Consider the following 21701-nt stretch of genomic DNA (forward strand, 5'->3'; position numbering starts at 1 on the left):
TGTCAGGACAAATTGAACGGAGGTCGTTCGAGAAGCTGTCTGTCAATGAAGTCGCTTTTTACATTTGTGTAACGTGGAACCAACCATCAGAAGGACTACTGATATGAGCAAGAAATCACCGGGTCTGACCACCAAGCTGTCCGTCGCCGCCCTGGCCCTGGCCTCACTGCAGGTAAGTGCCGCCACCTGGAAGTACGCGATCGAGGAAAGCCTGACCGAAGTACAGGGAGTGTACGCCACCAAGTTCAAGGAAGTGATCGAGGCCAACTCGGATCACAAGGTGCAGATCTACCCCTTCGGCACCCTGGGCGAGTCGGTGGACGTGATGGAGCAGGCCCAGGCCGGCATACTGCAGTTCGTGGACCAGTCCCCCGGCTTTACCGGCAGCCTGATCCCCGAGGCCCAGGTCTTCCTGATGCCTTATGTGATCCCGGAAAAGCAAAGTGAAATCAACTACTTCTTCAAGAACTCCAAGGTCATTACCGAACATTTCCCGGCCCTGTACGCCGACAAGGGGCTGGAGCTGCTGAGCATGTTCCCGGAAGGGCGGGTACACATCACCACCCAGGCGCCCTTCGAGAGCCCGGCCGAGCTGAACGGGGTCAAGATCCGGGTAATGACCTCGCCGCTGCTGGTGGAAACCTACAAGTCCTTCGGCGCCGTGCCCACCCCGCTGCCCTGGGGTGAAGTGTTCGGCGCCCTGCAGACCAAGATGATCCAGGGCCAGGAAAACCCCATGTTCTTCATCGAGTCCACCAAGATGTACGAGGTGACCGAGGTGATCACCGACATCGGCCACAACATCTTCACCACCGCGGTGATGGCCAACAAGGATTTCTATGACGGCCTGTCCGATGACGATCAGGCGCTGGTACAAAAAGCCATTGCCGAGGCCACCGACTACATCCTCGACTACCAGCAGGGGCTGGAGGACGAGTCCATCGCCAAGATCAAGGCAGCCAAGCCGCGCATCCAGTTCGTGTCGCTCGCCGAAGACAAGCGCGCCGCCTTCCGCGAGGCGTCCGCTCCGGTCAAGGCCAAGTTCGTGGAAATGACCGGCCAATCCGGCAAGGCGATCCTCGAGCAGATGGAAGCGGATCTGCAAGACGCCAAGGGCAAGTAAAAACCAGGGGGGGCACGGGGCAACCCGTGTCACCCCGTGCGCCAAGTCTCAAGGAGCTGCTGATGACTACCTCGTCTCCCGGCCTGATCAAATCGGGTTACCATCACTTTATCGGCATATTGAATAAGGTGGAGGGCGCTATTCTTATTGCCAGCGTCCTGTTGATGGCGACCAACAATATTGCGAACGTTATCGGTCGCGTCATTTTCAACCAGAGCCTGTTCTTCGCCGAGGAAGTGAACAGCATTCTGATTATCCTGGTGACCTTCGCGGGTACCAGCTTTGCGGCCCGGCATGGCAGCCATATCCGGATGACGGCCATCTTCGACGCCCTGCCCAAGAAGCTTCAGAAAGGCCTGATTGTCATCATTACCTTCGTGACCTCGGCCTGCATCTTTACCATCTGCTACTTCTCGGTGAAATACATCCTGTGGGTGGCCCCGCGCGGCCAGGTACTGCCCGCCCTGCAAATTCCGGTTTACACCATTTATCTGTGGGTGCCGATCAGCCTGTTTATTACCGGCTTCGAGTATTTTGTTGCCGGGATCAAGAACCTGTTCAACAGAGAGATTTTCCTGGCCAGTGAAGTGACCAGTGAAGAGTATGAAAACGTGGCGGAAATTTAGGGGCTGGACCAATGGATATGACCTCTTTGATGCTGATGGCCATGGTGGTGCTGCTGTTGATCGGCTTCCCCATGATGGTGCCCATGATGGTGGCTACCCTGATCGGCTTTTACGTACAGTTTAACGGCTTCGGCAATTCCCAGTTCATGATCCAGCAGATGTTCGCCGGTATCCGGCCGGCATCGCTGATCGCCGTGCCCATGTTTATCCTGGCCGCCGACATCATGACCAAGGGACGCTCGGCCACCAAGCTTATCGACATGGTGATGGCCTATATCGGCCACTACAAGGGCGGCCTGGCGGTGAGTACCGCCACCGCCTGCACCATGTTCGGCGCCGTGTCCGGCTCCACCCAGGCCACCGTGGTGGCGGTGGGCTCGCCGCTACACCCCAAGCTGATCCAGAATGGCTACAAGGACTCCTTCTCCCTGTCGCTGATCATCAGTTCCAGCGGCATCGCCCTGCTGATCCCGCCGAGCATCGGCATGATCATCTATGGCGGCATCGCCCAGACCTCGATTTCCGAGCTGTTTATCGCCGGCATCGTCCCCGGCCTGCTGATCCTGGTGCTGTTCTCCATCTATTCGGTGTTCTTTGCCATCAAGGAAGAAGTGCCGACCGTGCCCAAGGCCAGCCTGGCCGAACGGCTCAAGGCGACCCGGGATGCCATCTGGCCCCTGGGCTTCCCCGTCATAGTGGTGTTCGGCATCTACGGCGGCATCTTCAGCCCGACCGAAGCCGCCTCGATGTGCGTGCTCTATGCGCTGCTGCTGGAGGTGGTGATCTTCCGCGAGCTGAAGATCAGGGACGTGCTGGATATCGCCAAATCCACCGGGCTTATCACCGCCGTGGTGTTCATCCTGGTGGCGGCGGGCAGCGCCTTCTCCTGGGTGATCTCCTTCGCCCAGATCCCCCAGGCGATCATGGCCGGGCTGGGACTGAACGAGACCAACGAGATCGGCCTGCTGCTGGCGATTTCCATCGCCTTCTTCGTCGGCTGCATGTTCGTGGACTCCATCGTGGTCATCCTGATCATGGTGCCCATCTTCCTGCCCGAGATTAACCGTCTGGAGCTGGACAAGGTGCTGGTGGGGGTCATCATCACCCTGCAGGTGGCCATCGGCGCGGTCACGCCGCCCTTCGGCTGCAACATCTTCACCGCGGTGGCGGTGTTCCGCCGGCGCTACGTGGATGTGGTACGCGGATCCCTGCCCTTCGTGCTGATCCTGGTGCTGGTGGCGGGCCTGCTGATCCTGTTTCCGCAGATCGCCCTGTTCCTGCGCGATCTGGCCTTCGCCAAGTAAGCCCGTTCCGAATCCTGTTTAATCAAACCACCGGCAACCGCGGTTGCCGGTATACCCGGTTGCACCCGCAACCTCGTGCCTGGAGTGTCCGTCTGTGAAGTACCAACAGCCATTCAGCCTCGAAGAATATCAGGTCCGTCTGCACAAGACCCAGCAGAGCATGCTGGAGCAGGGCATCGACGTGCTGATCGTCAGCGAGCCTGCCAACCTCTACTACCTGACCGGCTACGACGCCTGGTCGTTCTACACCCCCCAGTACGCCCTGGTCAGCCAGGACTGGGACAGGCCCCTGTGCGTGGTGCGCGGCCAGGACGTGAACGGCGCCCGCCTGACCAGCTACCTGACCGACGACTTCATCCTCGGCTATTCGGATCACTACATCCAGAACCCGGCCGCCCATTGCATGGAGTTCGTCGCCCAGTTGCTTACCGAACGCGGCAAGGGCAGCGCCCGGGTAGGCTATGAGGGCGACAGCTTCTTCTTCAGCGGCCGCAGCCTCAACCAGCTGCAGTACCACCTGCCCAACGCCACCCTGGTGGATGCCGACGCCCTGGTCAACTGGGTGCGCAGCGTCAAGTCCGAGGCGGAGATCGGCTACATGCGCCAGGCCGCCCGCCTGACCGAACTGACCATGACCAAGGCCATCGACAGGATCAAGCCCGGGGTCCGGCTGGCGGACGTGGCCGCCGAGGTCTATGCCACCTCGGTGGCGGGGCTGGAAGAATACGCCGGCGAATACGCCGCCATCGCCCCGCTGATCCCGGCCGGGGTGGGCACCTCCTGCCCCCACGTGATGTGGCGGGACGAGGTCTACCAGCAGGGCGACTGCTCTACCCTGGAGATCTCCGGGGTCAAGGCCCGCTACCACGCGCCCCAGAGCCGTACCGTCTTCCTCGGCAAGCCCAACCCCAAGGCCTACGACACCGTGCAGATCGTGCTCGAGGGTATAGAGGCGGTGCTCAACACCGCCAGGGAAGGGGTCTATGCCCACGAGGTGCACGCCGCCTGGGATGCGGTGATCTCCAAACACGGCATCGTCAAGGACTCCCGCTGCGGCTACAGCATCGGTATCGGTTACCCGCCCGACTGGGGCGAGCGCACCATCAGCTTCCGGCCCATCGATAACACCCTGCTGACCGAGAACGTCACCATGCATTTCATGCCCGGGGTCTGGTTCGATGACTGGGGCGTGGCCATCACCGAGTCGATCCGCATCACCAAGACCGGGGTGGAATGCCTGTGCAACACCCCGCGGGCGCTCTTTATCATCGACTGACCGCACGGCGCCGGCCCCGGCCGGCGCCCACTGGAGGATTCATGACCCAAGCTCCCATGTTTGCCAGCGACAACGCCTCCGGGGTGCACCCCGCCATCATGGCGGCGCTGGCCGACGCCAACCGGGGCCATGCCCTGGGCTACGGCGCCGACGAACTGACCGCCCGCGCCAACCGGGCCTTCAAGCAGCTGTTCGGCGATCAGGCCGAAAGCTTCCTGGTGTACAACGGCACCGGCGCCAACGTCATCGCCCTCAAGGGGCTGGTGCGCTCTTTCGAGGCGGTGTTCTGCTCCGCCGAGTCCCACCTGTGGGTCGACGAGGCCGGCGCCCCCGAACAGTTCCTCGGCGCCAAGCTGATCACCCTGCCGGCGCACAACGGCAAAATCCGCATCGACGACATGCGCCCGCGCCTGGGCGACATCGGCTTCCAGCACCGCAGCCAGCCCAGGGTGATTTCCCTCGCCCAGTGCACCGAGCGCGGTTCCGTCTACCGCCCGGACGAACTCGGGGCCTTCTGCGACTTCGCCCGGGCCCACGGCTTCTACGTGCATATCGACGGCGCCCGCATCCACAACGCGGTGGCGGCGCTGGGCGGCGACTGCAAACGGCTCTTTACCGAGCTGGGAGTGGACGTGGTGTCCTTCGGCGGCACCAAGAACGGCCTGATGATGGGCGAGGCGGTGGTGGTGCTCAACCCGGCCCTGCAGGCCCAGTACCCGGTGATCCGCAAGCACGGCATGCACCTGGCCTCCAAGATGCGTTTCCTCGCCGCCCAGTTCCTGGCCTATTTCGAGGACGATCTCTGGCTGCACAACGCCGCCCAGGCCAACGCCATGGCGGCCTACCTGGCCGAGCGGCTCAAGGCCGTGCCCCAGGCCCGGCTGGTGGCGCCGGTAGAGACCAACATGCTGTTCGTGGAACTGCCCAACGACTGGCTGGCGCCGCTGCAGCAGCAGGCCTACTTCCACGTCTGGCGGGCCGACAGCAGTCCCGGCCGCTCCGAGGCACGGCTGGTGATGTCGTTCGATATCGAGCGCGCCCATGTCGACGCCTTTGTGGCGCGGATGGGACAACTGGCCGCACAGGAACAGTAAACCGCAGGCATCGGCCCGAGCGGGAACCCAGAACAACCAAGGAGAGACAACGATGGCGATGGTACGACTGAACAACCCCTTCACCGGCGAAACCGTCTTCGAACAGGACTCGGCCAGCTTCGGCGCGGTGGCGGAAAAACTGGCCCTGGCCCGGGCCGCCTACCGGCGCTGGTCGCGGGTACCGGCGCCGGAGCGGGCACGCCGGGTGCGCGCCGCCCTGGAGGTATTCCGGGCGGCAGAGGACGAGATCAGCACCGCCATCGCCCGGGAGATGGGCAAGCCGAAGACGGCGGCGGCCGAAGAGCTGCGCTACATGATCGAGCGGGCGGAATACCTGTGCCGCTTCGCCGAGGACGGGGCGCTGGCGGATCTGGATCTCTCGGCCTATCACGATGCCGACTTCCAGGGCCGCATCCGCTACCGGGGCAAGGGCATCGTCTATATCATCAGCCCCTGGAACTACCCGCTGTTCACCGCCATCAACGGCGTGGTCTGTGCCCTGCTGAGCGGCAGCGCCGTGCTGCTCAAGCACACCACCACCCCCTCGGTGGGGCGCCTGTTCGAACGGGCCTTCCACACCCTGGGCGATCAGGCGGATCTGCTGTTCAACATCACCGTCGACTATGAGGTGTCCGCCGAGATCATCGAGCGGGGTGACATCGACCAGGTGGTGTTCACCGGCTCGGTGCAGGGCGGGCGGGTGATCCAGCAGAGCATCGCCCGGCGGGCGCTCAACGATCAGCTGGATTCCCCCTTTATCGAGGCCGCGCTGGAGCTCGGCAGCAACGACGCCTGCTACATCGCCGAGGACGCCGATCTGGAGCAGGCCCTGCTGTGGGCGGTGAAGATCGGCCGGCTGCACAATGCCGGTCAGTCCTGCTGTGCGGTCAAGCGGCTCTACGTGCACGAGTCCCTGTACGACGCCGTGGTGGAAGGCGCCAGGGCCATCATGGCCGCCGAAGTCAATGGCGACCCGTTGCGGCCAGAGACCACCCTGGGCCCCCTGTTCGGCGGCAGGGCGGCCATCGACGGCCTGCTGGAACTGGTGGCGGATGCCACCGCCAGGGGGGCGACCCTGGTGGCCGGCGGGGCGCGAGAGACCCTGGCGGGCTGCGACTTCATCCAGCCGACCCTGGTGGCCGGGGTGGATCACGGCATGCGCATCATGAAGGAGGAAACCTTCGGGCCCGTACTGCCGGTGATGAAGGTACGCAGCGACGAAGAGGCCTTCGGCCTGGTCGCCGACACCCGCTACGGGTTGACCGCGTCCATCTTCACCCGTTCGCGCGCCCGGGCCAATGCCTTTATCGAGGCGCTCGATTTCGGCACCCTCTACGTGAACCGCTGCAACTTCGTCGACGCCCGCCTGGGCTGGATCGGCCACCGCCACTCCGGCAACGGCTCCCTGGCGCTGTCGCCGGAAGGGCTGCGCGCCTTCAGCAGAAAGAACTCGCTCAACATCAACGGCGCCGCCCTGGAGGACTGAACATGGCCTATTACGATCGGCTGGACGAGCACGGCCTGGCGGTGCTCGACTATGTGCGCGCCCGGCGGCACGACTTTCATCGCCATCCGGAGCTGTCCTGGTGCGAGTTCCGGACCACGGCGGTGCTGTGCCGGGAACTGGCGCAGATGGGCTTCAGCGTCCGCTGGGGACGGCCGCTGTGGGGTGAACTCAGGCCCCACAACCTGCCGCCCCGGGAACAGCTGGACGCGGCCTTCGCCGCCGCCCGGGCCGAGCTGGGGGAGGGGGATCCCTACCTGGCGGAGATGGCGGGCGGCTTCACCGGCCTGGTGGCCGAACTCGACTGCGGCGGTGGGCCCCACCAGGCCTTCCGCTTCGATATTGACGCCCTGCCGGTGCAGGAGAGCGGTGGCTGCGACCACTCGCCCTGCGGGGCCGGCTTCGCCTCCGTGGTGGACGGCCGGATGCACGCCTGCGGCCACGACGGCCACATGGCGGTCGGCCTGGGCCTGGCCCGGCTGCTGGCCGAGCACAAGGCGGCGCTGAAGGGGCGCTTCACCCTGCTGTTCCAGCCGGCGGAGGAAGTGGCCGGGGGCGGGGTGCACTTTGCCCGCCTGCCCCAGCTGCAGGGGGCGGACCGGCTCTATTCGGTGCATGTGGGCATCGTCGACCGGCCGGTGCTGGTGTGCGACGCCACCTGGATTGCCGGCAGCGTGTTCGAGGTGGTGTTCCGCGGCCGGCCCGCCCATGCGGGCAACAACCCCCACTACGGCCGCAACGCCCTGCTGGCCGCCTGTCAGGCGGTGACCGCCCTGTACGGCATCGCCCGCCACGGCGGCGGCGCCTCGCGAGTCAACGTGGGCGCCATGCATGCGGACAACCCCAACAACATCATCTGCGACGAGGCGCGACTGCGCTTCGAGGTGCGCGGCGCCGACAACGGCATCCGCGACTACATGGCACAGCGGGCCCGGCAGGTGATCGAGGGGGCGGCGGCGATGCAGGAGGTGACGGTAGAGATAACCCCGCTCACCCGCTTCGAGAACCATCCCAACCACCCGGCGCTGGCGGCCTGGATCAAGGAACAGGCGCTGGCCTTCGGCCTCGGGGCCGGGGACATTCAGGACAGCTACCAGGTGCCGGCCAGCGAGGACGCCACCTTTATGACCCGGGCGGTGAACGAGGGCGGCGGCCAGGCCTGCCACCTGCTGTTCGGTTGCCCGGTGGTGGGCGGGCACCACAACAGCCGTTTCGACATTCCCGATCCCCTGCTGGCCTGGGGCAGCAGCTTCTATTTTCACCTGGCACGGCAGGCGCTGGCTTGCTGGGGTTCCGACCAGTTTAAAGTCTAACCAGATGGGGATTGTCTGCTGCAATCGAGAAAAGAGGCAATCCCTGCTGCCTCTTTCAGCCCCCGATGTCGCCTGATGGTGGTGCCGGCAGGCGGCACCGGGGCGTCAGGGAGGATAAAGTGCACTGCTGCGCCGGCCGATCGCCGGCATTTTTATGGGTGCCACCCGGGTATTAAACTTTTTTGTAAATGATCAAATGTTGTGAGTGAGGTCACGCAACCGCCGCCCGCCCGGACGCCAGGGTTGCCGAGCTGTTTTTTAAATGTAAAATCCCGCCGACTTGCCAACTGGCTGGTCAACTTATCTATAAAAACAACTAATAACAGATAATCTGTTCAGGTCTTGCTGAGGAATACATATGAAAGGTTCTCTCTCTGCCCGCATCTTCACCGGCCTCTTCGCCGGCCTGATCATCGGCAGCATGATTCAGTATCTCTTTACCGGCGTCGCCTTCCTGAATGACGGGGTGGTCGGCCTGGCCGAGGGGGTGGGCGGCATGTTCGTGTCGCTGATCAAGCTGATGGTGGTGCCCCTGGTCTATATCTCCATCGTCACCGGCATCTGCGAGCTGCGCGACATCAACAGTTTCGGCCGCCTGGGCAGCAAGACCTTCGGGCTTTATATTGTCAACACCATCCTGTCCATCGCCGCCGCCATCCTGGTCGGGGTGATCTTCCAGCCCGGCCTGGGCGCCAGTCTGCCCCACGGTGCCTCCGACGCCGTCGAGCTGGCCACCACCGAAACGCCCAATATCGGCGCCATGCTGGTGGGCATAGTGCCCAGCAACCCGGTGCAGGCCTTCGCCTCCGGCGACATGCTGCAGATCATCTTCATGGCCATTCTCACCGGCCTGGCCATCCAGGGGCTGGGGACCACGGCGGCCCCTGCCGTCCGTGCCTTCCGCATGGCCAACGAGGTGATGATGAAGCTGGTGGGCCTGGTGATGACCCTGGCTCCCTACGGCGTGTTCGCGCTGATGATAAGCCTGGGCGCCACCCTGGAGGCGGACACCCTGATGTCGGTGGCCGGCTACGTGGCCCTGGTGGTAGTGGTGCTCGGTTTCTGGATACTGGTGGCCTATCCGCTGGCGGTATGGCTGACCACCGGTATCCGGCCCGGCGCGTTCCGCAAGGCCACCCGGGAGCAGCTGCTGTTCTCCCTGTCCACCGCCAGCTCCAACGCCACCATACCGGTGACCATGCGCACCCTGACCGAGAAGCTGGGGGTATCCCGTGCCATCGCCGGGTTTGGGGTGCCGCTCGGCGCCACCATCAACATGTCCGGCTCCGCCATCTACATCACCCTGGCCGCCATCTTCGCCGCCAATATTTCCGGTACCCCCATTCCCGCCGGTGATCTGCTGACCGTGGGCGTGACCGTGCTGCTGATGTCCGTGGGTGTGGGCGGCGTGCCCGGCGGTGCCGTGGTGATGGCCGGGGTACTGCTGCACCAGATGGGGCTGCCGATCGAGGCCATGGCCATCATCATGGCGGTGGATCGCATCAACGACATGTTCTGCACCGCCTCCAACGTGGTGGGCGACACCGCGGTCAACACCATAGTGGCCAGGATGGAAGGCAACCCGGACAGCCTGGAAGAGGCGGCCGGGCTGGCCCCGGCGCAGGAACCAAAATAAAGGGTAAAGAAAAAACCGCCGGCCGGCGGTTTTTTTATCCCTGGCCGGTCGCCGGCGCCCGCATGGTGGGGGGAATGGGAAAAACGCGGTCGTAGGCCAGGTTGTAGAGATAGGCATACACCAGGTAGAAGCTGGCCATGGCGATGTCCATCACGAACGCTTCCCACAGGGTGATGCCCAGGTGCCAGGCGATCATCGGCATGAACAGCAGCAGCAGGCCGCCCTCGAACAGCAGGGCATGAGCGATCCGGATCGGCGTGGTCTTGCGCACATCTCCCCTCAGCCTGAGCAGGGCATGGTCGAACAGCAGGTTGTACACATAGTTCCAGAGGGTGGCGATAATGGAGCCGACCAGCGCCATCAGTCCCATGTCGAACAGCTGGTAGCCGAACACCAGGCTGGCCAGGGGGGCGAAGATCAGCAGGCCGATGAGTTCGAATCCCAGGGCGTGGCGAACCCTGTCTTTGGTGGTGCGCATCATGTCTCCTCCGCAATAAGAAGTGCTTTGATGGCGATTCTATCTGCTAATATCGAGAGTAAAAGTTAGCTTGTATCGGATTTGAAGATAGATGAGCTTTTCCCTGGAACAATTGCAGGCCTTCGTGGCCACGGTGGAGACCGGCTCCTTCTCCGCCGCCGCCCGTCGCCTGGGCAAGGCCCAGTCGGTGGTGAGCACCGCCGTCGCCAACCTGGAGATCGATCTCGACAACCCGCTGTTCAGCCGTGACGGCCGCTATCCCCGGCTGACCCCGGCCGGGGAGCGGCTGCTGGCGGAGGCGCGGGTGATCCTGGAGCGCTGCGAGCATTTTCGCGGCCTGGCCAGGAGCCTGGGGGAGGGGGTGGAAAGCCGGCTGGTGCTGGCAGTGGACGAACTCTATCCTTCCGAGCAACTGGGACGGCTGATGGACGAGTTCGCCCGCCGCTTCCCCAGCGTGGAGCTGGAGCTGCTGTTCCCGCTGATGGAGGACGTCAGCCGCATGGTGCTGGAGGAGCGGGTCGATCTCGGCATCATGTGGCGCCAGGAGATACTGCCTTCCTCGCTCAACTTCCATGCCCTCGGCTGGGTGCCGATGAAGATCGTCTGTGCGCCTTGCCATGCCCTGGCCGGCCAGCGGGTGGACTGGGAGGAACTCAAGCGTCACCGCCAGCTGATGGTGGCGACCCGCAACGACAGCGAGGAGAAGGTGCGATTACGGGTGGCCTCGGAGGTGTGGTGGGTGGAGAGCCACTGGGTCATCGTCGAGCTGGTGCAGCGCAACCTGGGCTGGGCCTATGTGCCCGAACACATCGTCGCCCGGGCCCTGGGCGAGGGGCTGCTGGTGTCGCCCCGGCTGGCGTTCGACGAGACCGACTGGCAGGTGGCGCTGGAGCTGATCTGGCACAAGCAGAGGCCCCTCGGCAAGGCCGCGTCCTGGCTGAAAAACGCGGCCATCAGCGGCGCTCAGTCCACCAGATCGTAGGGCAGGGGCTGCAGATGCAGGCGGCTGTCCGGCTGATCTTTGAGCCGGAGCACGGCGTCCGCCTCCAGATCCTTGTTGAGCACGGCGGTCAGCAGGCAGTCCTCGCCCCGCTGCCAGTGGCTCAGCACGGTGCCGGCCCGGCGCCAGTTGTCGCCCAGTTGCAGTTCCAGATCCTGATTGACCTCAATCTTGCCGGACGCCTTGCCGCCCAGCACGAACATGGCCTTCTTGTTGGCGCCCCGGTACTTGGCCCGGGCCACGGTTTCCTGGCCCATGTAGCAGCCCTTGTTGAAGCTGATGCCGCCGAGGGCCTGCAGGTTGAGCATCTGCGGGATATATTCGCCCTGGTGTTCGGCGCTCATGTCGGGCAGCCCGGCCTGGATCATCAGGCCCAGCCATTCCTGCTCGTCGCCTCGCGGCAATTCGGGCAGCTCGGCGTCCAGCGGCAACAGCAGCAGGGCATGTTCGGCCGCCACCGGTATGACGATGCCGCCCTGCCACAGGTTGCCGTCACCCACATGGTTGTTGAGCCAGTGGGACAGGCCCTCGCCGGCCAGGCCGAATACCTGCCAGCGATCGCTGGCGTCCTCGACCTCCACCCTGGAGAATACCGCGAACTTTTTCAGCTCGGGCAACTGGCGTTCCAGCAGCGAGCGGTTGTACACCAGCAGCAGCCGCTCGCCCAGGTTGGCCAGCCAGAAGGGCGCCCACAGCTTGCCCTTGCTGTCGCAGTGGCCGCCGGGACAGGCGTCGCCGGCCTCGAGGGCGGCCACGTCGCAGGTGACCTGGCCCTGCAGGTATTTGGTTCTGTCGTCGCCGGTCAGGCTGAGCACGGCCCTGTCGCTCAGGGGATAAAGTACGGGGGAAGTGGCGATAGTCAACACGGGTACATCCTCTGTTGTCTATAAAGAAGTGTGACCCTCATGGTAAAGATGGCCAACATATTTGTCAGTACTCATTCGACCTTATAACATGGGCTTTGTTTTATTTTTCTGGAAGCCACCATGCTCAATACCTCCGATAAACCCCGCCTGATCTGGGCCTGCCGCCGCGGCATGCTGGAGCTGGATGTGATCCTGGCCCCCTTTGTCGAGCACGAGTACGACGCCCTGGACGAGGCCCGCAAGGCGGTGTTCCGGCGCCTGCTGGAATGCGACGATCCGGATCTGTTCGCCTGGTTCATGGGCCACGACCGCTCCAAGGACGCCGAGTTGCAGGCCATGGTGGGCTATATCCTTGAACGCAACCAGGTTCGCAATCAGCGCTGAGCCGTCGCTGCTGCACCGCTGTTACCTGATGGCGGCGGCAAGCACGCTCTGGCTGCCCGCCTCGCTCTGGCTGGCGGCGGACCGGCTGCCCTGGTTCCTGCCCGGCTGGCTGCTGGCACTGTGGTGGCTGGGACGCAGGGGGGGCGCCTACCGGCTGGAGGGGGAGTTCAACCAGGGGGTGCTCCGCCTCAATGGACGCAGCGGGGTTTTGTCCCGCCACAGCCGGGCCGGGCCCGGCTTTTTGCTGCTGGTGCTGGAAGGCGACCCCTGGCCGCCGTTCTGGCTGTTCCAGGACGCGGTGCCGGACGAGGTGTTCCGGCGCCTGTCCCGGCTGGTGCTGAGCGGCGGTTAGCCGGCCGGATAGTTGGCCGGCGTCAGTATGGTGGGCTTGGGATTGGCCAGCTGCTCCGGGTAGTCCAGGGTGAAGTGCAGGCCGCGGGACTCCTTGCGTTCCATGGCCGAGAGCACGATAAGCTCCGCCACCTGCACCAGGTTGCGCAGCTCCAGCAGGTTGTTGCTGACCCGGAAGTTGGCGTAGTACTCCTGGATCTCCTGTTTGAGCAGATCGATGCGCCGCTTGGCCCGTTCCAGCCGCTTGTCGGATCGCACTATGCCCACGTAGTCCCACATGAACAGCCGCAGTTCGTGCCAGTTGTGGTGGATCACCACTTCTTCATCCGAGTTGGTCACCTTGCTCTCGTCCCACAGGGGCAGCATGGGCGGCTCCGGGGTGTCCGCCAGCTTGGCCAGCATATCTTCGCCTGCGGCGCGGGCGAACACGATGCACTCCAGCAGCGAGTTGGACGCCATGCGGTTGGCGCCGTGCAGGCCGGTGTAGGACACTTCGCCGATGGCGTAGAGGCCTTCGATGTCGGTACGGCCCTGCCGGTCGACCATGACGCCGCCGCAGGTGTAGTGGGCGGCGGGCACCACCGGCATGGGTTCTTTGGTGATGTCGATGCCCACCTTGAGACAGCGCTCATGGATGGTGGGGAAGTGCTTGACGATAAAGTCGGCCGGCTGGTGGCTGATGTCCAGGTACATGCAGTCGGCGCCCAGGCGCTTCATCTCGTGGTCGATGGCGCGGGCGACGATGTCCCTCGGCGCCAGCTCGGCCCGTTCGTCGTAATCGGGCATAAAGCGGCTGCCGTCGGGGCGCTTGAGCAGGGCGCCTTCGCCGCGTAGGGCCTCGCTCAGCAGGAAGTTGTTATCGGCCGGGTGATAGAGGCTGGTGGGATGGAACTGGTTGAACTCCATGTTGGCCACCCGGCAACCGGCGCGCCAGGCCATGGCGATGCCATCGCCGGAGCTGACGTCCGGGTTGGAGGTATACTGGTAGACCTTGGAAGCGCCGCCGGTGGCCATGGCGATGAATTTGGCGCGCACCGTTTCCACCCGCTCCTTGTTGCGGTTCCAGACATAGGCGCCGAGCACCCGGTTGCCGGGCAGGCCCAGCTTGGCGGTGGTGATCAGATCCAGGGCGTTGACCCGCTCCAGGATGTGGATGTTGGGGTGGCGCTGCACCTGCTCGGTGAGCGTCATCTGCACCGCCCGGCCGGTGGCGTCGGCGGCGTGGAAGATGCGCCTGTGGCTGTGGCCGCCTTCCCGGGTCAGGTGATAGGAGGGCTCGCCCTCGGCCGACTCCTCGGTGTCGAAGGGGACGCCCTGGCCGATCAGCCACTGGATGGCGCCGGGTGCCTGGCGGGCGGTGAATTCCACCACTTCCTCGTCGCACAGGCCGGCACCGGCGATCAGGGTGTCGGTGACATGGGATTCGATGCTGTCGGTTTCGTCGAACACGGCGGCGATGCCGCCCTGGGCGTAGAGGGTCGCCCCTTCGGCAAGCGGGCCTTTGCTGAGCACGTGCACCCTGGCATGGTCGGCCAGTTTCAGCGCCAGGGACAGGCCGGCGGCACCGCTGCCGATGATGAGGACGTCGCAGAGGTATTCAACAGGATCCTTCATAAAGTATCATTGGCCCGGAATGGAGAATATTTCTATGTTATCCCAAGCTGAGCACAGGCGCAGCCGGAATCATCTTTCTCAAATGAGTTCAGAACTTTTCCCCGCACCCAGAGTCTACTAAGGTGCGCTTATCACGGGCCGGTGGCAAGGCACTGGAATAATCGGAGGTTACGCGGCTCGCATGAGCGATCATTTAACGGACCAGCAGTTGGTTGAACGGGTCCAGCGTGGCGATAAGAACGCGTACAGTCTGCTGGTAAGAAAATATCAACATAAAGTGGCGAACCTGGTGTCCCGATACGTGTCTAACCCCGGCGATGTGCCGGACGTGACCCAGGAGGCCTTTATCAAGGCTTACCGGGCCCTGCCCGGATTCAGGGGAGAAAGCGCGTTTTTTACCTGGCTGTACCGGATAGCGGTGAACACCGCCAAGAACTATCTGGTCTCCCAGCGGCGGCGGCCTCCGGGCTCCGATGTTGAAATTGACGATGCGGAATATTACGACGGTGGCGAGGCGCTGAAAGAGCTGTCGTCACCGGAAAACCTCATGTTGTCGGACGAGATCAAGCGGGCGGTATTCGAGACCATTGATGCGCTTCCGGAGGATCTTAAAACGGCGATTACCTTGCGAGAGCTGGAAGGGATGAGCTATGAAGAAATTGCCAGCGTGATGGACTGTCCTGTGGGCACGGTCCGCTCCCGGATCTTCCGGGCACGGGAGGCAATCGACAAGCGGGTCCAGCCTTTACTTCAGGGTTGAACGGGGAACAAGTCTTATGGCGAACAAAGAGCACATCTCGGCACTGGTGGACGGAGAAATCCAGGACAAGGTGCTGTTGGAACGACTGGGGCGCGATCATGAGCTGTCCGACACCTTCGGTCGTTATCATCTTTATGGCGATGCCATGCGCAACGAATTGCCGGCGCACCTGCACCTCGATCTGTGCGACAAGATCAGCGCGGCCCTGGAGCAGGAGCCGGCCATGGTGGCGGCGCCGGCCCCCAAGGTGGCCGGGGAGGAACCGCGCCAGGCCAGGGTGCTGCGGCCCCTGTTCGGGCGGCTGGCGCCCATGGGACGCCAACTCGGCCAGTTTGCGGTGGCGGCCTCGGTGTCGGCGGCGGTGATCTTCGGGGTGCAGCAATACAGCCAGAACGATCCCCAGGCGCCGGTGCTCAATACCGTGCCCCTGAGCGGCGGCGCCGCGCCGGTCAGCCTCAACTATCAGGCGGACGGACGGGAGTCCCTGAACGAGCAGGCCCTGCTCGAACAGCAACGCAGGATCCATGCCCTGCTGATGGATCATGAGCTGCAGCAACGGCTGCGCCAGAACTGAAGGTAACCCGATTTGATCATGAGTGGACTGCGTGCCGTTGTCCTGGCGCTGGCCTGGACCTTGTCCTCTTCTGTCATGGCCGAGACGGGGCCGGCCGAAACCCTGTTGCAACAGATGCAGCAGGCCTACCGTCAGCTCAATTTCGAACTGACCCTGGTTGAATCCAGCCAGGGGCAGCTCGAGCCCAAGCGCCTCACCCGCGGCCACCTCAACGGCCAGGTGATCACCCATCTTACCCACCTCAACGGCCGGCCGCGGGAATACGTGCAGCGGGACGACGAGGTGAGCTTCCTCGACGCCAGCCACGACGGTTATACCCTCAAGCGTTCGCGCCTGCCCGGTCTGTTCAACCGGCTGCAACTGATGCCGCTGACAGAACTGCTGGCGCACTACGATGCGGTGATCGCCGGGCGCAGCCGGGTGCTGGGCCGGGTGGCCCAGGTGGTGCGGCTGGTGCCCAGGGCGGATCACTACTACGGCTATGTGCTCTGGCTGGATCAGGAATCCGGCCTGCTGCTCAAGCTGGATACCCTGGACAAGGACGCGGGCCTGGTGGAGCAGAGCATGGGGGTGGCGCTGCGCATCAGCGAAGAGCCGGCCACCTTTCTGCGCGAGCTGAAAGCCGCCAGCCTGCCCCCGGCCATGTCCCTGGCCGAAGTCTACCCGGCACCCCAGCAGCCGCTGCCCTGGCAGACCGGCTGGTTGCCCCGGGGCTTCGAGGTGAAATCCCAGGACAAGCACAAGCTGCCGGTGACCGAACAGCCGGTGGACTACCTGATGGCCTCCAACGGCGTGGTGGATATCTCCGTCTACGTGGCCCAGGCCGCCGCCGGTACCGAACCCCAGCAACAGCTGGTGCGCCAGGGTGCCACTCACCTGGTCAGCCTGGTCAGTCCGGCGCGGGTGGAGATCACCGTGGTCGGGGACATTCCCGCCGAAACCGCCCGCCGAATCGCCGAGTCGATCCAGCCCAGGGCCGTCAAGCCATGATCGAGGAGGTGGCCACCGTGGTGGCGGTGGGCGAGGGCGGCGTCGAGGTCGCCTGTTTCAGCCAGTCCGCCTGCGGCCAATGCCGGCAAAGCAGCCAGTGCGGCACCGGCCTGGTGTCCAGGGCCCTGCCGGGGCGCGAGCACCGTTTCTTTATCGCCACCACCCAGGAATTCGAGGTGGGGGAGCAGGTGCGCATCGGCATTCCCGAGCACAGCCTGATCACCAGCGCCCTGTTGCTGTATCTGCTGCCGCTGCTGCTGCTGCTGGGCGGCGCCCTGCTGGCCAGCCTGGGGTTGGACATGGGCGATGGCGGTACCCTGCTGGGCGCCGCCGCAGGCGGCGGCATCGGCTTCTGGCTGGCATCCCGCCTGTCCCGCCGAGCGGGCCGCCCCCTGTCCGAGCCGGTGATCCTGGGCGCCCTGATCCCGACCACCAGGATCGACTAAGGATTGGCCACGGTCCCGCGAATCCAGTAGAATCTCGCCCTTGACTCTCGCTTTTCAGAATACGGACTCCTTATTGCATCATGAAGCATATTCGTAACTTCTCCGTTATCGCTCACATCGACCACGGCAAGTCCACCCTGTCCGACCGCCTGATCCAGGTCTGCGGCGGCCTGTCCGACCGGGAAATGCAGGAGCAGGTGCTCGACTCCATGGACCTGGAGCGGGAGCGCGGCATTACCATCAAAGCCCAGAGTGTGACCCTGAACTACCAGGCCAAAGACGGCAACCAGTACCAGCTCAACTTTATCGATACCCCGGGACACGTGGACTTTTCCTATGAGGTCTCCCGTTCCCTCGCCGCCTGCGAAGGGGCGCTGCTGGTGGTGGACGCGGGCCAGGGGGTTGAGGCACAGACTCTGGCCAACTGCTACACCGCCCTGGACATGGATCTGGAAGTGGTGCCGGTACTGAACAAGATAGACCTGCCCCAGGCCGAGCCGGAGCGGGTGGCCCAGGAGATCGAGGACATCGTCGGCATCGACGCCATCGACGCGGTGCGCTGCTCGGCCAAGACCGGCCTGGGCGTGGACGAGGTGCTGGAAACCATAGTGAAGAAGATACCGGCGCCCGAGGGGGATCCGCAGGCGCCGCTGCAGGCGCTGATCATCGACTCCTGGTTCGACTCCTACCTGGGCGTGGTGTCGTTGGTGCGGATCAAGAACGGCAGCCTGAAAAAGGGCGACAAGATCAAGGTGATGAGCACCGGCCAGGTGTGGGGCGTGGATCGCATCGGCATCTTCACTCCCAAGCAGAAGGACACCGACGGCCTCAATTGCGGCGAGGTCGGCTGGGTGGTGTGCGGCATCAAGGAGATCCACGGCGCGCCGGTGGGCGATACCCTGACCCTGGCCAAGCATGGCGCCGACAAGCCGCTGCCCGGCTTCAAGAAGGTCAAGCCCCAGGTGTATGCCGGCCTCTTCCCCATCTCCAGCGACGATTACGAGGCCTTCCGTGACGCCCTCGACAAGCTGTCCCTGAACGACGCCTCCCTGTTCTACGAGCCGGAAACCTCCAATGCCCTGGGCTTCGGCTTCCGCTGCGGCTTCCTCGGTATGCTGCACATGGAGATCATCCAGGAACGGCTGGAACGGGAGTACGATCTGGACCTGATCACCACGGCGCCGACCGTGGTCTACGAGGTGGTCAAGACCGACGGCGAAACCGTCTATATCGACAGCCCCTCCCAGTTGCCGGCGGTGAACAACATCGAGGAAATCCACGAGCCCATCGCCGAATGCCACATACTGGTACCCCAGGAATACCTGGGCAACGTCATCACCCTGTGCATCGAGAAGCGCGGCATGCAGACCAACATGGTCTACCACGGCAACCAGGTGGCGCTGACCTACGACATTCCCATGGCGGAAGTGGTACTCGACTTCTTCGACCGGCTCAAGTCCACCAGCCGCGGCTATGCCTCGCTGGATTACGGCTTCAAGCGCTTCGAGGCGGCCAACATGGTGCGCCTGGACATCATGATCAACGGTGACCGGGTCGATGCCCTGGCCATCATCACCCACAAGGACAACGCCCAGTTCCGGGGCCGCCAGCTGGTGGAGAAGATGCGCGAGCTGATCCCCCGCCAGATGTTCGACATCGCCATCCAGGCCGCCATCGGTAACCAGATCATCGCCCGCAGCACCGTCAAGGCCCTGCGCAAGGACGTGACCGCCAAGTGTTACGGCGGCGACGTCAGCCGCAAGAAAAAGCTGCTGGCCAAACAGAAGGAAGGCAAGAAGCGGATGAAGTCCCTGGGCCGGGTGGATATCCCCCAGGACGCCTTCCTGGCCATATTGCACGTTGGTAAGGACAAGTAGCCATGGCGAGTACCTTTGCCCTGATCCTGGTGCTGGTGACCCTGGTCACCGGTATCATCTGGGCCTGTGACAAGTGGATCTGGGCCCCCCAGCGGGCCCGCAGGATTGCCGATGCCCAACTGGCCCACGGCAACAAGGTGGACCGGTCCGCCCTGGCCAGGGCCGCCGCGGCACCGGGCTGGATCGAGCAGGCCAAGTCCATTTTCCCGGTGATCGCCGCCGTGCTGGTGCTGCGCTCCTTTATCTACGAGCCCTTCCAGATCCCCTCCGGCTCCATGATGCCGACCCTGCTGGTGGGCGACTTCATCCTGGTGGAGAAGTTCTCTTACGGCCTGAAGGAGCCGGTGACCAACACCCGGCTGATCGCCACCGGTGAGCCCAAGCGGGGCGACGTGGCGGTGTTCAAGTATCCGGAAGACACCCGCATCGACTACATCAAGCGCATCGTCGGCCTGCCCGGGGATCGCCTCGTCTACCGGGACAAGCAGCTGTTTATCAAGCCGGCCTGCGACGGCGACGACTGCCCCGACTTCGCCCCCGTGCCGCTGGAGTTCGAGCGCAGCGGCGAGTTTACCCAGATGGGCATATCGCTCGAGCGCTACCGGGAGCACCTGACCGAGCGGCCTCACGACATCCTGGTCAACCCGCTGCTGCCGGACCGCATTTCCATGTACTATCGCCAGCCGGGCACGGCCCGGGACGAGTGGCTGGTGCCGGAAGGCCATTACTTCGCGGTGGGCGACAACAGGGACAACAGCACCGACAGCCGGTTCTGGGGCTTCGTGCCCGAAGAGAACCTGGTGGGCCGGGCGGTGGCCATCTGGATAAGCTTTGAGTTTGAACGCAGCGCCGACAGCTGGTTGCCCGCCTGGGTGCCGAGCGACGTGCGCTTCAGCCGCATAGGCGCCATTCATTGATGAAAAAACTGAACATTCTGCAGAAAAAACTGGGCCACGATTTCGGTGACGAAACCCTGCTGGTGCGGGCCCTGACCCACAGGAGCGCCGGCTCCCGCCACAACGAGCGGCTGGAGTTCCTGGGCGATTCCATCCTCAGCATGGTGATCGCCGACGCCCTCTACCATCGTTTTCCGAAGGTGAACGAAGGCGACATGTCGCGCATGCGCGCCACTCTGGTGCGGGAGAAGACCCTGGCCGAGCTGGCGCGGGAGTTCGAGTTGGGCGACTACCTGATCCTGGGGCCGGGCGAACTCAAGAGCGGTGGCTACCGGCGCGAGTCGATCCTGGCGGATGCGGTGGAGGCGCTGATCGGCGCCATTTACCTGGATACCGACATCGAACGCATCCGCGAGTTGCTGTTGTCCTGGTACGACGAGCGGCTCAGCGACATCCAGCCCGGGGTGGACCAGAAGGATCCCAAGACCCGCCTGCAGGAATGGCTGCAGGCCAAGCGCAAGCCCTTGCCGACCTACACAGTGGTGGACGTGATCGGCGAGGCCCATAATCAGAAATTTACCGTGCACTGCCTGGTGGACGGCCTGCCCGAGCCGGTGGTTGGTGTGGGCACCAGCCGCCGCAAGGCCGAGCAGGCCGCCGCCGAGCAGGCCCTGGATACCCTGCTATGACCGAACAACAAACCTACTGCGGCTTTATCGCCATCGTCGGCCGCCCCAACGTGGGCAAGTCCACCCTGCTCAACCAGCTGCTGGGGCAGAAGGTGAGCATCACCTCGCGCAAGGCGCAGACCACCCGCCACCGCATCATGGGCATCCATACCGAGGGGGCCTACCAGGCCATCTACGTGGATACCCCCGGACTGCACATCGAGGAGAAGCGGGCCATCAACCGGCTGATGAACCGGGCGGCCACCAGCTCCCTGGGCGACGTGGAGATGGTGGTGTTCGTGGTGGAAGGCACCAAATGGACCGCCGACGACGAGATGGTGCTGAACAAGCTGCGCCGGGTGCACTGCCCCGTGGTGCTGGCGATCAACAAGATCGACAACGTCAAGAGCAAGGACGAGCTGCTGCCTCATATCCAGTGGCTGTCCCAGCAGATGGCGTTCGCCGACATCGTGCCCATTTCCGCGGAGAAGGGCACCGGCGTGGACATCATCGCCAAGCTGGCCCGCTCGCGGCTCAAGCCGTCGCTGCACTATTTCCCGGAGGACTACATCACCGACCGCTCTTCCCGTTTCATGGCGGCGGAGATCATCCGCGAGAAGCTGATGCGCTTTATGGGCGAGGAACTGCCCTATTCGGTAACGGTGGAAATCGAGCGTTACCAGGTGGACGACAAGGGAGTGGTGCACATCAACGGCCTCATCCTGGTGGAGCGCAGCGGCCAGAAGAAGATGGTGATCGGCAACAAGGGCGAGAAGCTCAAGGTGATCGGCACCGAAGCGCGTATCGAGCTGGAGCAGTTGCTGGAGCAGAAGGTGTTCCTCGAACTGTGGGTCAAGGTCAAGTCCGGCTGGGCCGACGACGAGCGCGCCCTGCGCAGCCTGGGGTATGGTGACGACTGAC

General features: G+C 64.0%; 22 protein-coding genes. 19 read left to right on the forward strand and 3 right to left on the reverse strand.

The features are described 5' to 3' along the window. Positions 1-103: 103 nt before the first annotated feature. The 8 genes from AN401_RS02365 (at position 104) to AN401_RS02400 (ending at position 9876) form a co-directional block, all read left to right on the forward strand. Positions 104-1123: a TRAP transporter substrate-binding protein gene (locus AN401_RS02365; RefSeq protein WP_094038529.1), complete on the forward strand. Its 1020-nt coding sequence runs from the start codon at positions 104-106 to the stop codon at positions 1121-1123. A gap of 26 nt (positions 1124-1149) precedes the next feature. Next, positions 1150-1749: a TRAP transporter small permease gene (locus AN401_RS02370; protein ID WP_232513368.1), complete on the forward strand. Its 600-nt coding sequence runs from the start codon at positions 1150-1152 to the stop codon at positions 1747-1749. Between the two features lie 17 nt (positions 1750-1766). After that, complete coding sequence (locus AN401_RS02375; protein WP_094038566.1) at positions 1767-3053, forward strand: TRAP transporter large permease; 1287 nt, start codon at positions 1767-1769, stop codon at positions 3051-3053. Between the two features lie 94 nt (positions 3054-3147). Continuing rightward, positions 3148-4329 (forward strand): M24 family metallopeptidase, encoded by a 1182-nt coding sequence (locus tag AN401_RS02380; RefSeq protein WP_198401794.1) that lies wholly within the window; start codon positions 3148-3150, stop codon positions 4327-4329. A 41-nt stretch (positions 4330-4370) separates the two neighbouring features. Further along, the gene (locus tag AN401_RS02385; RefSeq protein ID WP_232513369.1) at positions 4371-5423 is read left to right on the forward strand and encodes a threonine aldolase family protein; all 1053 of its coding nucleotides are present in this window, start codon (positions 4371-4373) and stop codon (positions 5421-5423) included. A gap of 52 nt (positions 5424-5475) precedes the next feature. After that, entirely contained in the window at positions 5476-6909 is a 1434-nt protein-coding gene (locus AN401_RS02390) for an aldehyde dehydrogenase family protein (RefSeq protein WP_096778436.1), read from the forward strand. Positions 6910-6911: 2 nt separating this feature from the next. Then, positions 6912-8240 (forward strand): amidohydrolase, encoded by a 1329-nt coding sequence (locus AN401_RS02395; protein ID WP_096778437.1) that lies wholly within the window; start codon positions 6912-6914, stop codon positions 8238-8240. Positions 8241-8598: 358 nt separating this feature from the next. Beyond that, positions 8599-9876 carry a dicarboxylate/amino acid:cation symporter gene (locus tag AN401_RS02400; RefSeq protein WP_096778438.1) on the forward strand — a complete coding sequence of 426 codons (1278 nt, stop codon included), beginning with the start codon at positions 8599-8601 and terminating at the stop codon, positions 9874-9876. A 34-nt stretch (positions 9877-9910) separates the two neighbouring features. Here AN401_RS02400 and AN401_RS02405 read toward each other — a convergent pair whose 3' ends face one another. After that, entirely contained in the window at positions 9911-10354 is a 444-nt protein-coding gene (locus AN401_RS02405; RefSeq protein ID WP_094038524.1) for a PACE efflux transporter, read from the reverse strand. Between the two features lie 91 nt (positions 10355-10445). Here AN401_RS02405 and AN401_RS02410 point away from each other — a divergent pair, with 91 nt between their 5' ends. Then, the gene (locus tag AN401_RS02410; RefSeq protein WP_094038523.1) at positions 10446-11336 is read left to right on the forward strand and encodes a LysR family transcriptional regulator; all 891 of its coding nucleotides are present in this window, start codon (positions 10446-10448) and stop codon (positions 11334-11336) included. Here the strand turns inward: AN401_RS02410 and ygfZ are convergent. Then, positions 11318-12220, reverse strand: coding sequence for a CAF17-like 4Fe-4S cluster assembly/insertion protein YgfZ (ygfZ, locus tag AN401_RS02415; RefSeq protein WP_094038522.1), 903 nt, complete (start codon positions 12218-12220; stop codon positions 11318-11320). The genes AN401_RS02410 and ygfZ overlap by 19 nt on opposite strands. 120 nt (positions 12221-12340) lie before the next feature. Between ygfZ and AN401_RS02420 the strand changes: the two genes are divergently transcribed. Together AN401_RS02420 and AN401_RS02425 are read left to right on the forward strand one after the other, a co-directional pair. Next, complete coding sequence (locus AN401_RS02420) at positions 12341-12604, forward strand: FAD assembly factor SdhE (protein ID WP_094038521.1); 264 nt, start codon at positions 12341-12343, stop codon at positions 12602-12604. After that, positions 12573-12956, forward strand: a complete 384-nt coding sequence (locus tag AN401_RS02425; protein ID WP_094038520.1) for a protein YgfX — start codon at positions 12573-12575, stop codon at positions 12954-12956. The genes AN401_RS02420 and AN401_RS02425 overlap by 32 nt, the downstream gene beginning before the upstream one ends. Here the strand turns inward: AN401_RS02425 and nadB are convergent. Then, the gene (gene nadB / locus AN401_RS02430) at positions 12953-14569 is read right to left on the reverse strand and encodes an L-aspartate oxidase (protein ID WP_096778439.1); all 1617 of its coding nucleotides are present in this window, start codon (positions 14567-14569) and stop codon (positions 12953-12955) included. The two genes, AN401_RS02425 and nadB, sit on opposite strands and share 4 nt — an antisense overlap. Before the next feature lie 181 nt (positions 14570-14750). Between nadB and rpoE the strand changes: the two genes are divergently transcribed. The 8 genes from rpoE (at position 14751) to era (ending at position 21700) form a co-directional block, all read left to right on the forward strand. Further along, entirely contained in the window at positions 14751-15329 is a 579-nt protein-coding gene (rpoE, locus tag AN401_RS02435) for an RNA polymerase sigma factor RpoE (protein ID WP_094038519.1), read from the forward strand. Positions 15330-15345: 16 nt separating this feature from the next. Next, positions 15346-15903, forward strand: coding sequence for a sigma-E factor negative regulatory protein (locus AN401_RS02440; RefSeq protein ID WP_096778440.1), 558 nt, complete (start codon positions 15346-15348; stop codon positions 15901-15903). An 18-nt stretch (positions 15904-15921) separates the two neighbouring features. Next, positions 15922-16893, forward strand: a complete 972-nt coding sequence (locus AN401_RS02445) for a MucB/RseB C-terminal domain-containing protein (RefSeq protein WP_094038563.1) — start codon at positions 15922-15924, stop codon at positions 16891-16893. Further along, positions 16890-17339 carry a SoxR reducing system RseC family protein gene (locus AN401_RS02450; protein WP_096778441.1) on the forward strand — a complete coding sequence of 150 codons (450 nt, stop codon included), beginning with the start codon at positions 16890-16892 and terminating at the stop codon, positions 17337-17339. Before AN401_RS02445 ends, AN401_RS02450 begins: the two co-directional genes overlap by 4 nt. Positions 17340-17419: 80 nt before the next feature. Then, on the forward strand, positions 17420-19216 hold the full coding sequence (gene lepA, locus AN401_RS02455) for a translation elongation factor 4 (RefSeq protein WP_094038516.1): 1797 nt from the start codon (positions 17420-17422) through the stop codon (positions 19214-19216). A 2-nt stretch (positions 19217-19218) separates the two neighbouring features. After that, positions 19219-20133: a signal peptidase I gene (lepB, locus tag AN401_RS02460; protein WP_096778442.1), complete on the forward strand. Its 915-nt coding sequence runs from the start codon at positions 19219-19221 to the stop codon at positions 20131-20133. Next, positions 20133-20801, forward strand: a complete 669-nt coding sequence (gene rnc / locus AN401_RS02465; RefSeq protein ID WP_254918194.1) for a ribonuclease III — start codon at positions 20133-20135, stop codon at positions 20799-20801. The genes lepB and rnc overlap by 1 nt, the downstream gene beginning before the upstream one ends. Beyond that, positions 20798-21700, forward strand: a complete 903-nt coding sequence (gene era, locus AN401_RS02470; protein WP_094038513.1) for a GTPase Era — start codon at positions 20798-20800, stop codon at positions 21698-21700. The genes rnc and era overlap by 4 nt, the downstream gene beginning before the upstream one ends. Position 21701: the final 1 nt, after the last annotated feature.

The sequence above is a fragment of the Zobellella denitrificans genome (assembly GCF_002407485.1).
Taxonomy (GTDB): domain Bacteria; phylum Pseudomonadota; class Gammaproteobacteria; order Enterobacterales; family Aeromonadaceae; genus Oceanimonas; species Oceanimonas denitrificans.

What these genes read in the sequence shown, in the direction of transcription:
- AN401_RS02365 (WP_094038529.1), top strand. Translation starts at nt 104, where the DNA reads ATGAGCAAGAAATCACCGGGTCTGACCACCAAGCTGTCCGTCGCCGCC.
- AN401_RS02375 (WP_094038566.1), top strand. Translation starts at nt 1,767, where the DNA reads ATGACCTCTTTGATGCTGATGGCCATGGTGGTGCTGCTGTTGATCGGC.
- AN401_RS02385 (WP_232513369.1), top strand. Translation starts at nt 4,371, where the DNA reads ATGACCCAAGCTCCCATGTTTGCCAGCGACAACGCCTCCGGGGTGCAC.
- AN401_RS02390 (WP_096778436.1), top strand. Translation starts at nt 5,476, where the DNA reads ATGGCGATGGTACGACTGAACAACCCCTTCACCGGCGAAACCGTCTTC.
- AN401_RS02395 (WP_096778437.1), top strand. Translation starts at nt 6,912, where the DNA reads ATGGCCTATTACGATCGGCTGGACGAGCACGGCCTGGCGGTGCTCGAC.
- AN401_RS02400 (WP_096778438.1), top strand. Translation starts at nt 8,599, where the DNA reads ATGAAAGGTTCTCTCTCTGCCCGCATCTTCACCGGCCTCTTCGCCGGC.
- AN401_RS02405 (WP_094038524.1), bottom strand. Translation starts at nt 10,354, where the DNA reads ATGCGCACCACCAAAGACAGGGTTCGCCACGCCCTGGGATTCGAACTC.
- AN401_RS02410 (WP_094038523.1), top strand. Translation starts at nt 10,446, where the DNA reads ATGAGCTTTTCCCTGGAACAATTGCAGGCCTTCGTGGCCACGGTGGAG.
- AN401_RS02420 (WP_094038521.1), top strand. Translation starts at nt 12,341, where the DNA reads ATGCTCAATACCTCCGATAAACCCCGCCTGATCTGGGCCTGCCGCCGC.
- nadB (WP_096778439.1), bottom strand. Translation starts at nt 14,569, where the DNA reads ATGAAGGATCCTGTTGAATACCTCTGCGACGTCCTCATCATCGGCAGC.
- rpoE (WP_094038519.1), top strand. Translation starts at nt 14,751, where the DNA reads ATGAGCGATCATTTAACGGACCAGCAGTTGGTTGAACGGGTCCAGCGT.
- AN401_RS02440 (WP_096778440.1), top strand. Translation starts at nt 15,346, where the DNA reads ATGGCGAACAAAGAGCACATCTCGGCACTGGTGGACGGAGAAATCCAG.
- AN401_RS02445 (WP_094038563.1), top strand. Translation starts at nt 15,922, where the DNA reads ATGAGTGGACTGCGTGCCGTTGTCCTGGCGCTGGCCTGGACCTTGTCC.
- AN401_RS02450 (WP_096778441.1), top strand. Translation starts at nt 16,890, where the DNA reads ATGATCGAGGAGGTGGCCACCGTGGTGGCGGTGGGCGAGGGCGGCGTC.
- lepA (WP_094038516.1), top strand. Translation starts at nt 17,420, where the DNA reads ATGAAGCATATTCGTAACTTCTCCGTTATCGCTCACATCGACCACGGC.
- lepB (WP_096778442.1), top strand. Translation starts at nt 19,219, where the DNA reads ATGGCGAGTACCTTTGCCCTGATCCTGGTGCTGGTGACCCTGGTCACC.
- rnc (WP_254918194.1), top strand. Translation starts at nt 20,133, where the DNA reads ATGAAAAAACTGAACATTCTGCAGAAAAAACTGGGCCACGATTTCGGT.
- era (WP_094038513.1), top strand. Translation starts at nt 20,798, where the DNA reads ATGACCGAACAACAAACCTACTGCGGCTTTATCGCCATCGTCGGCCGC.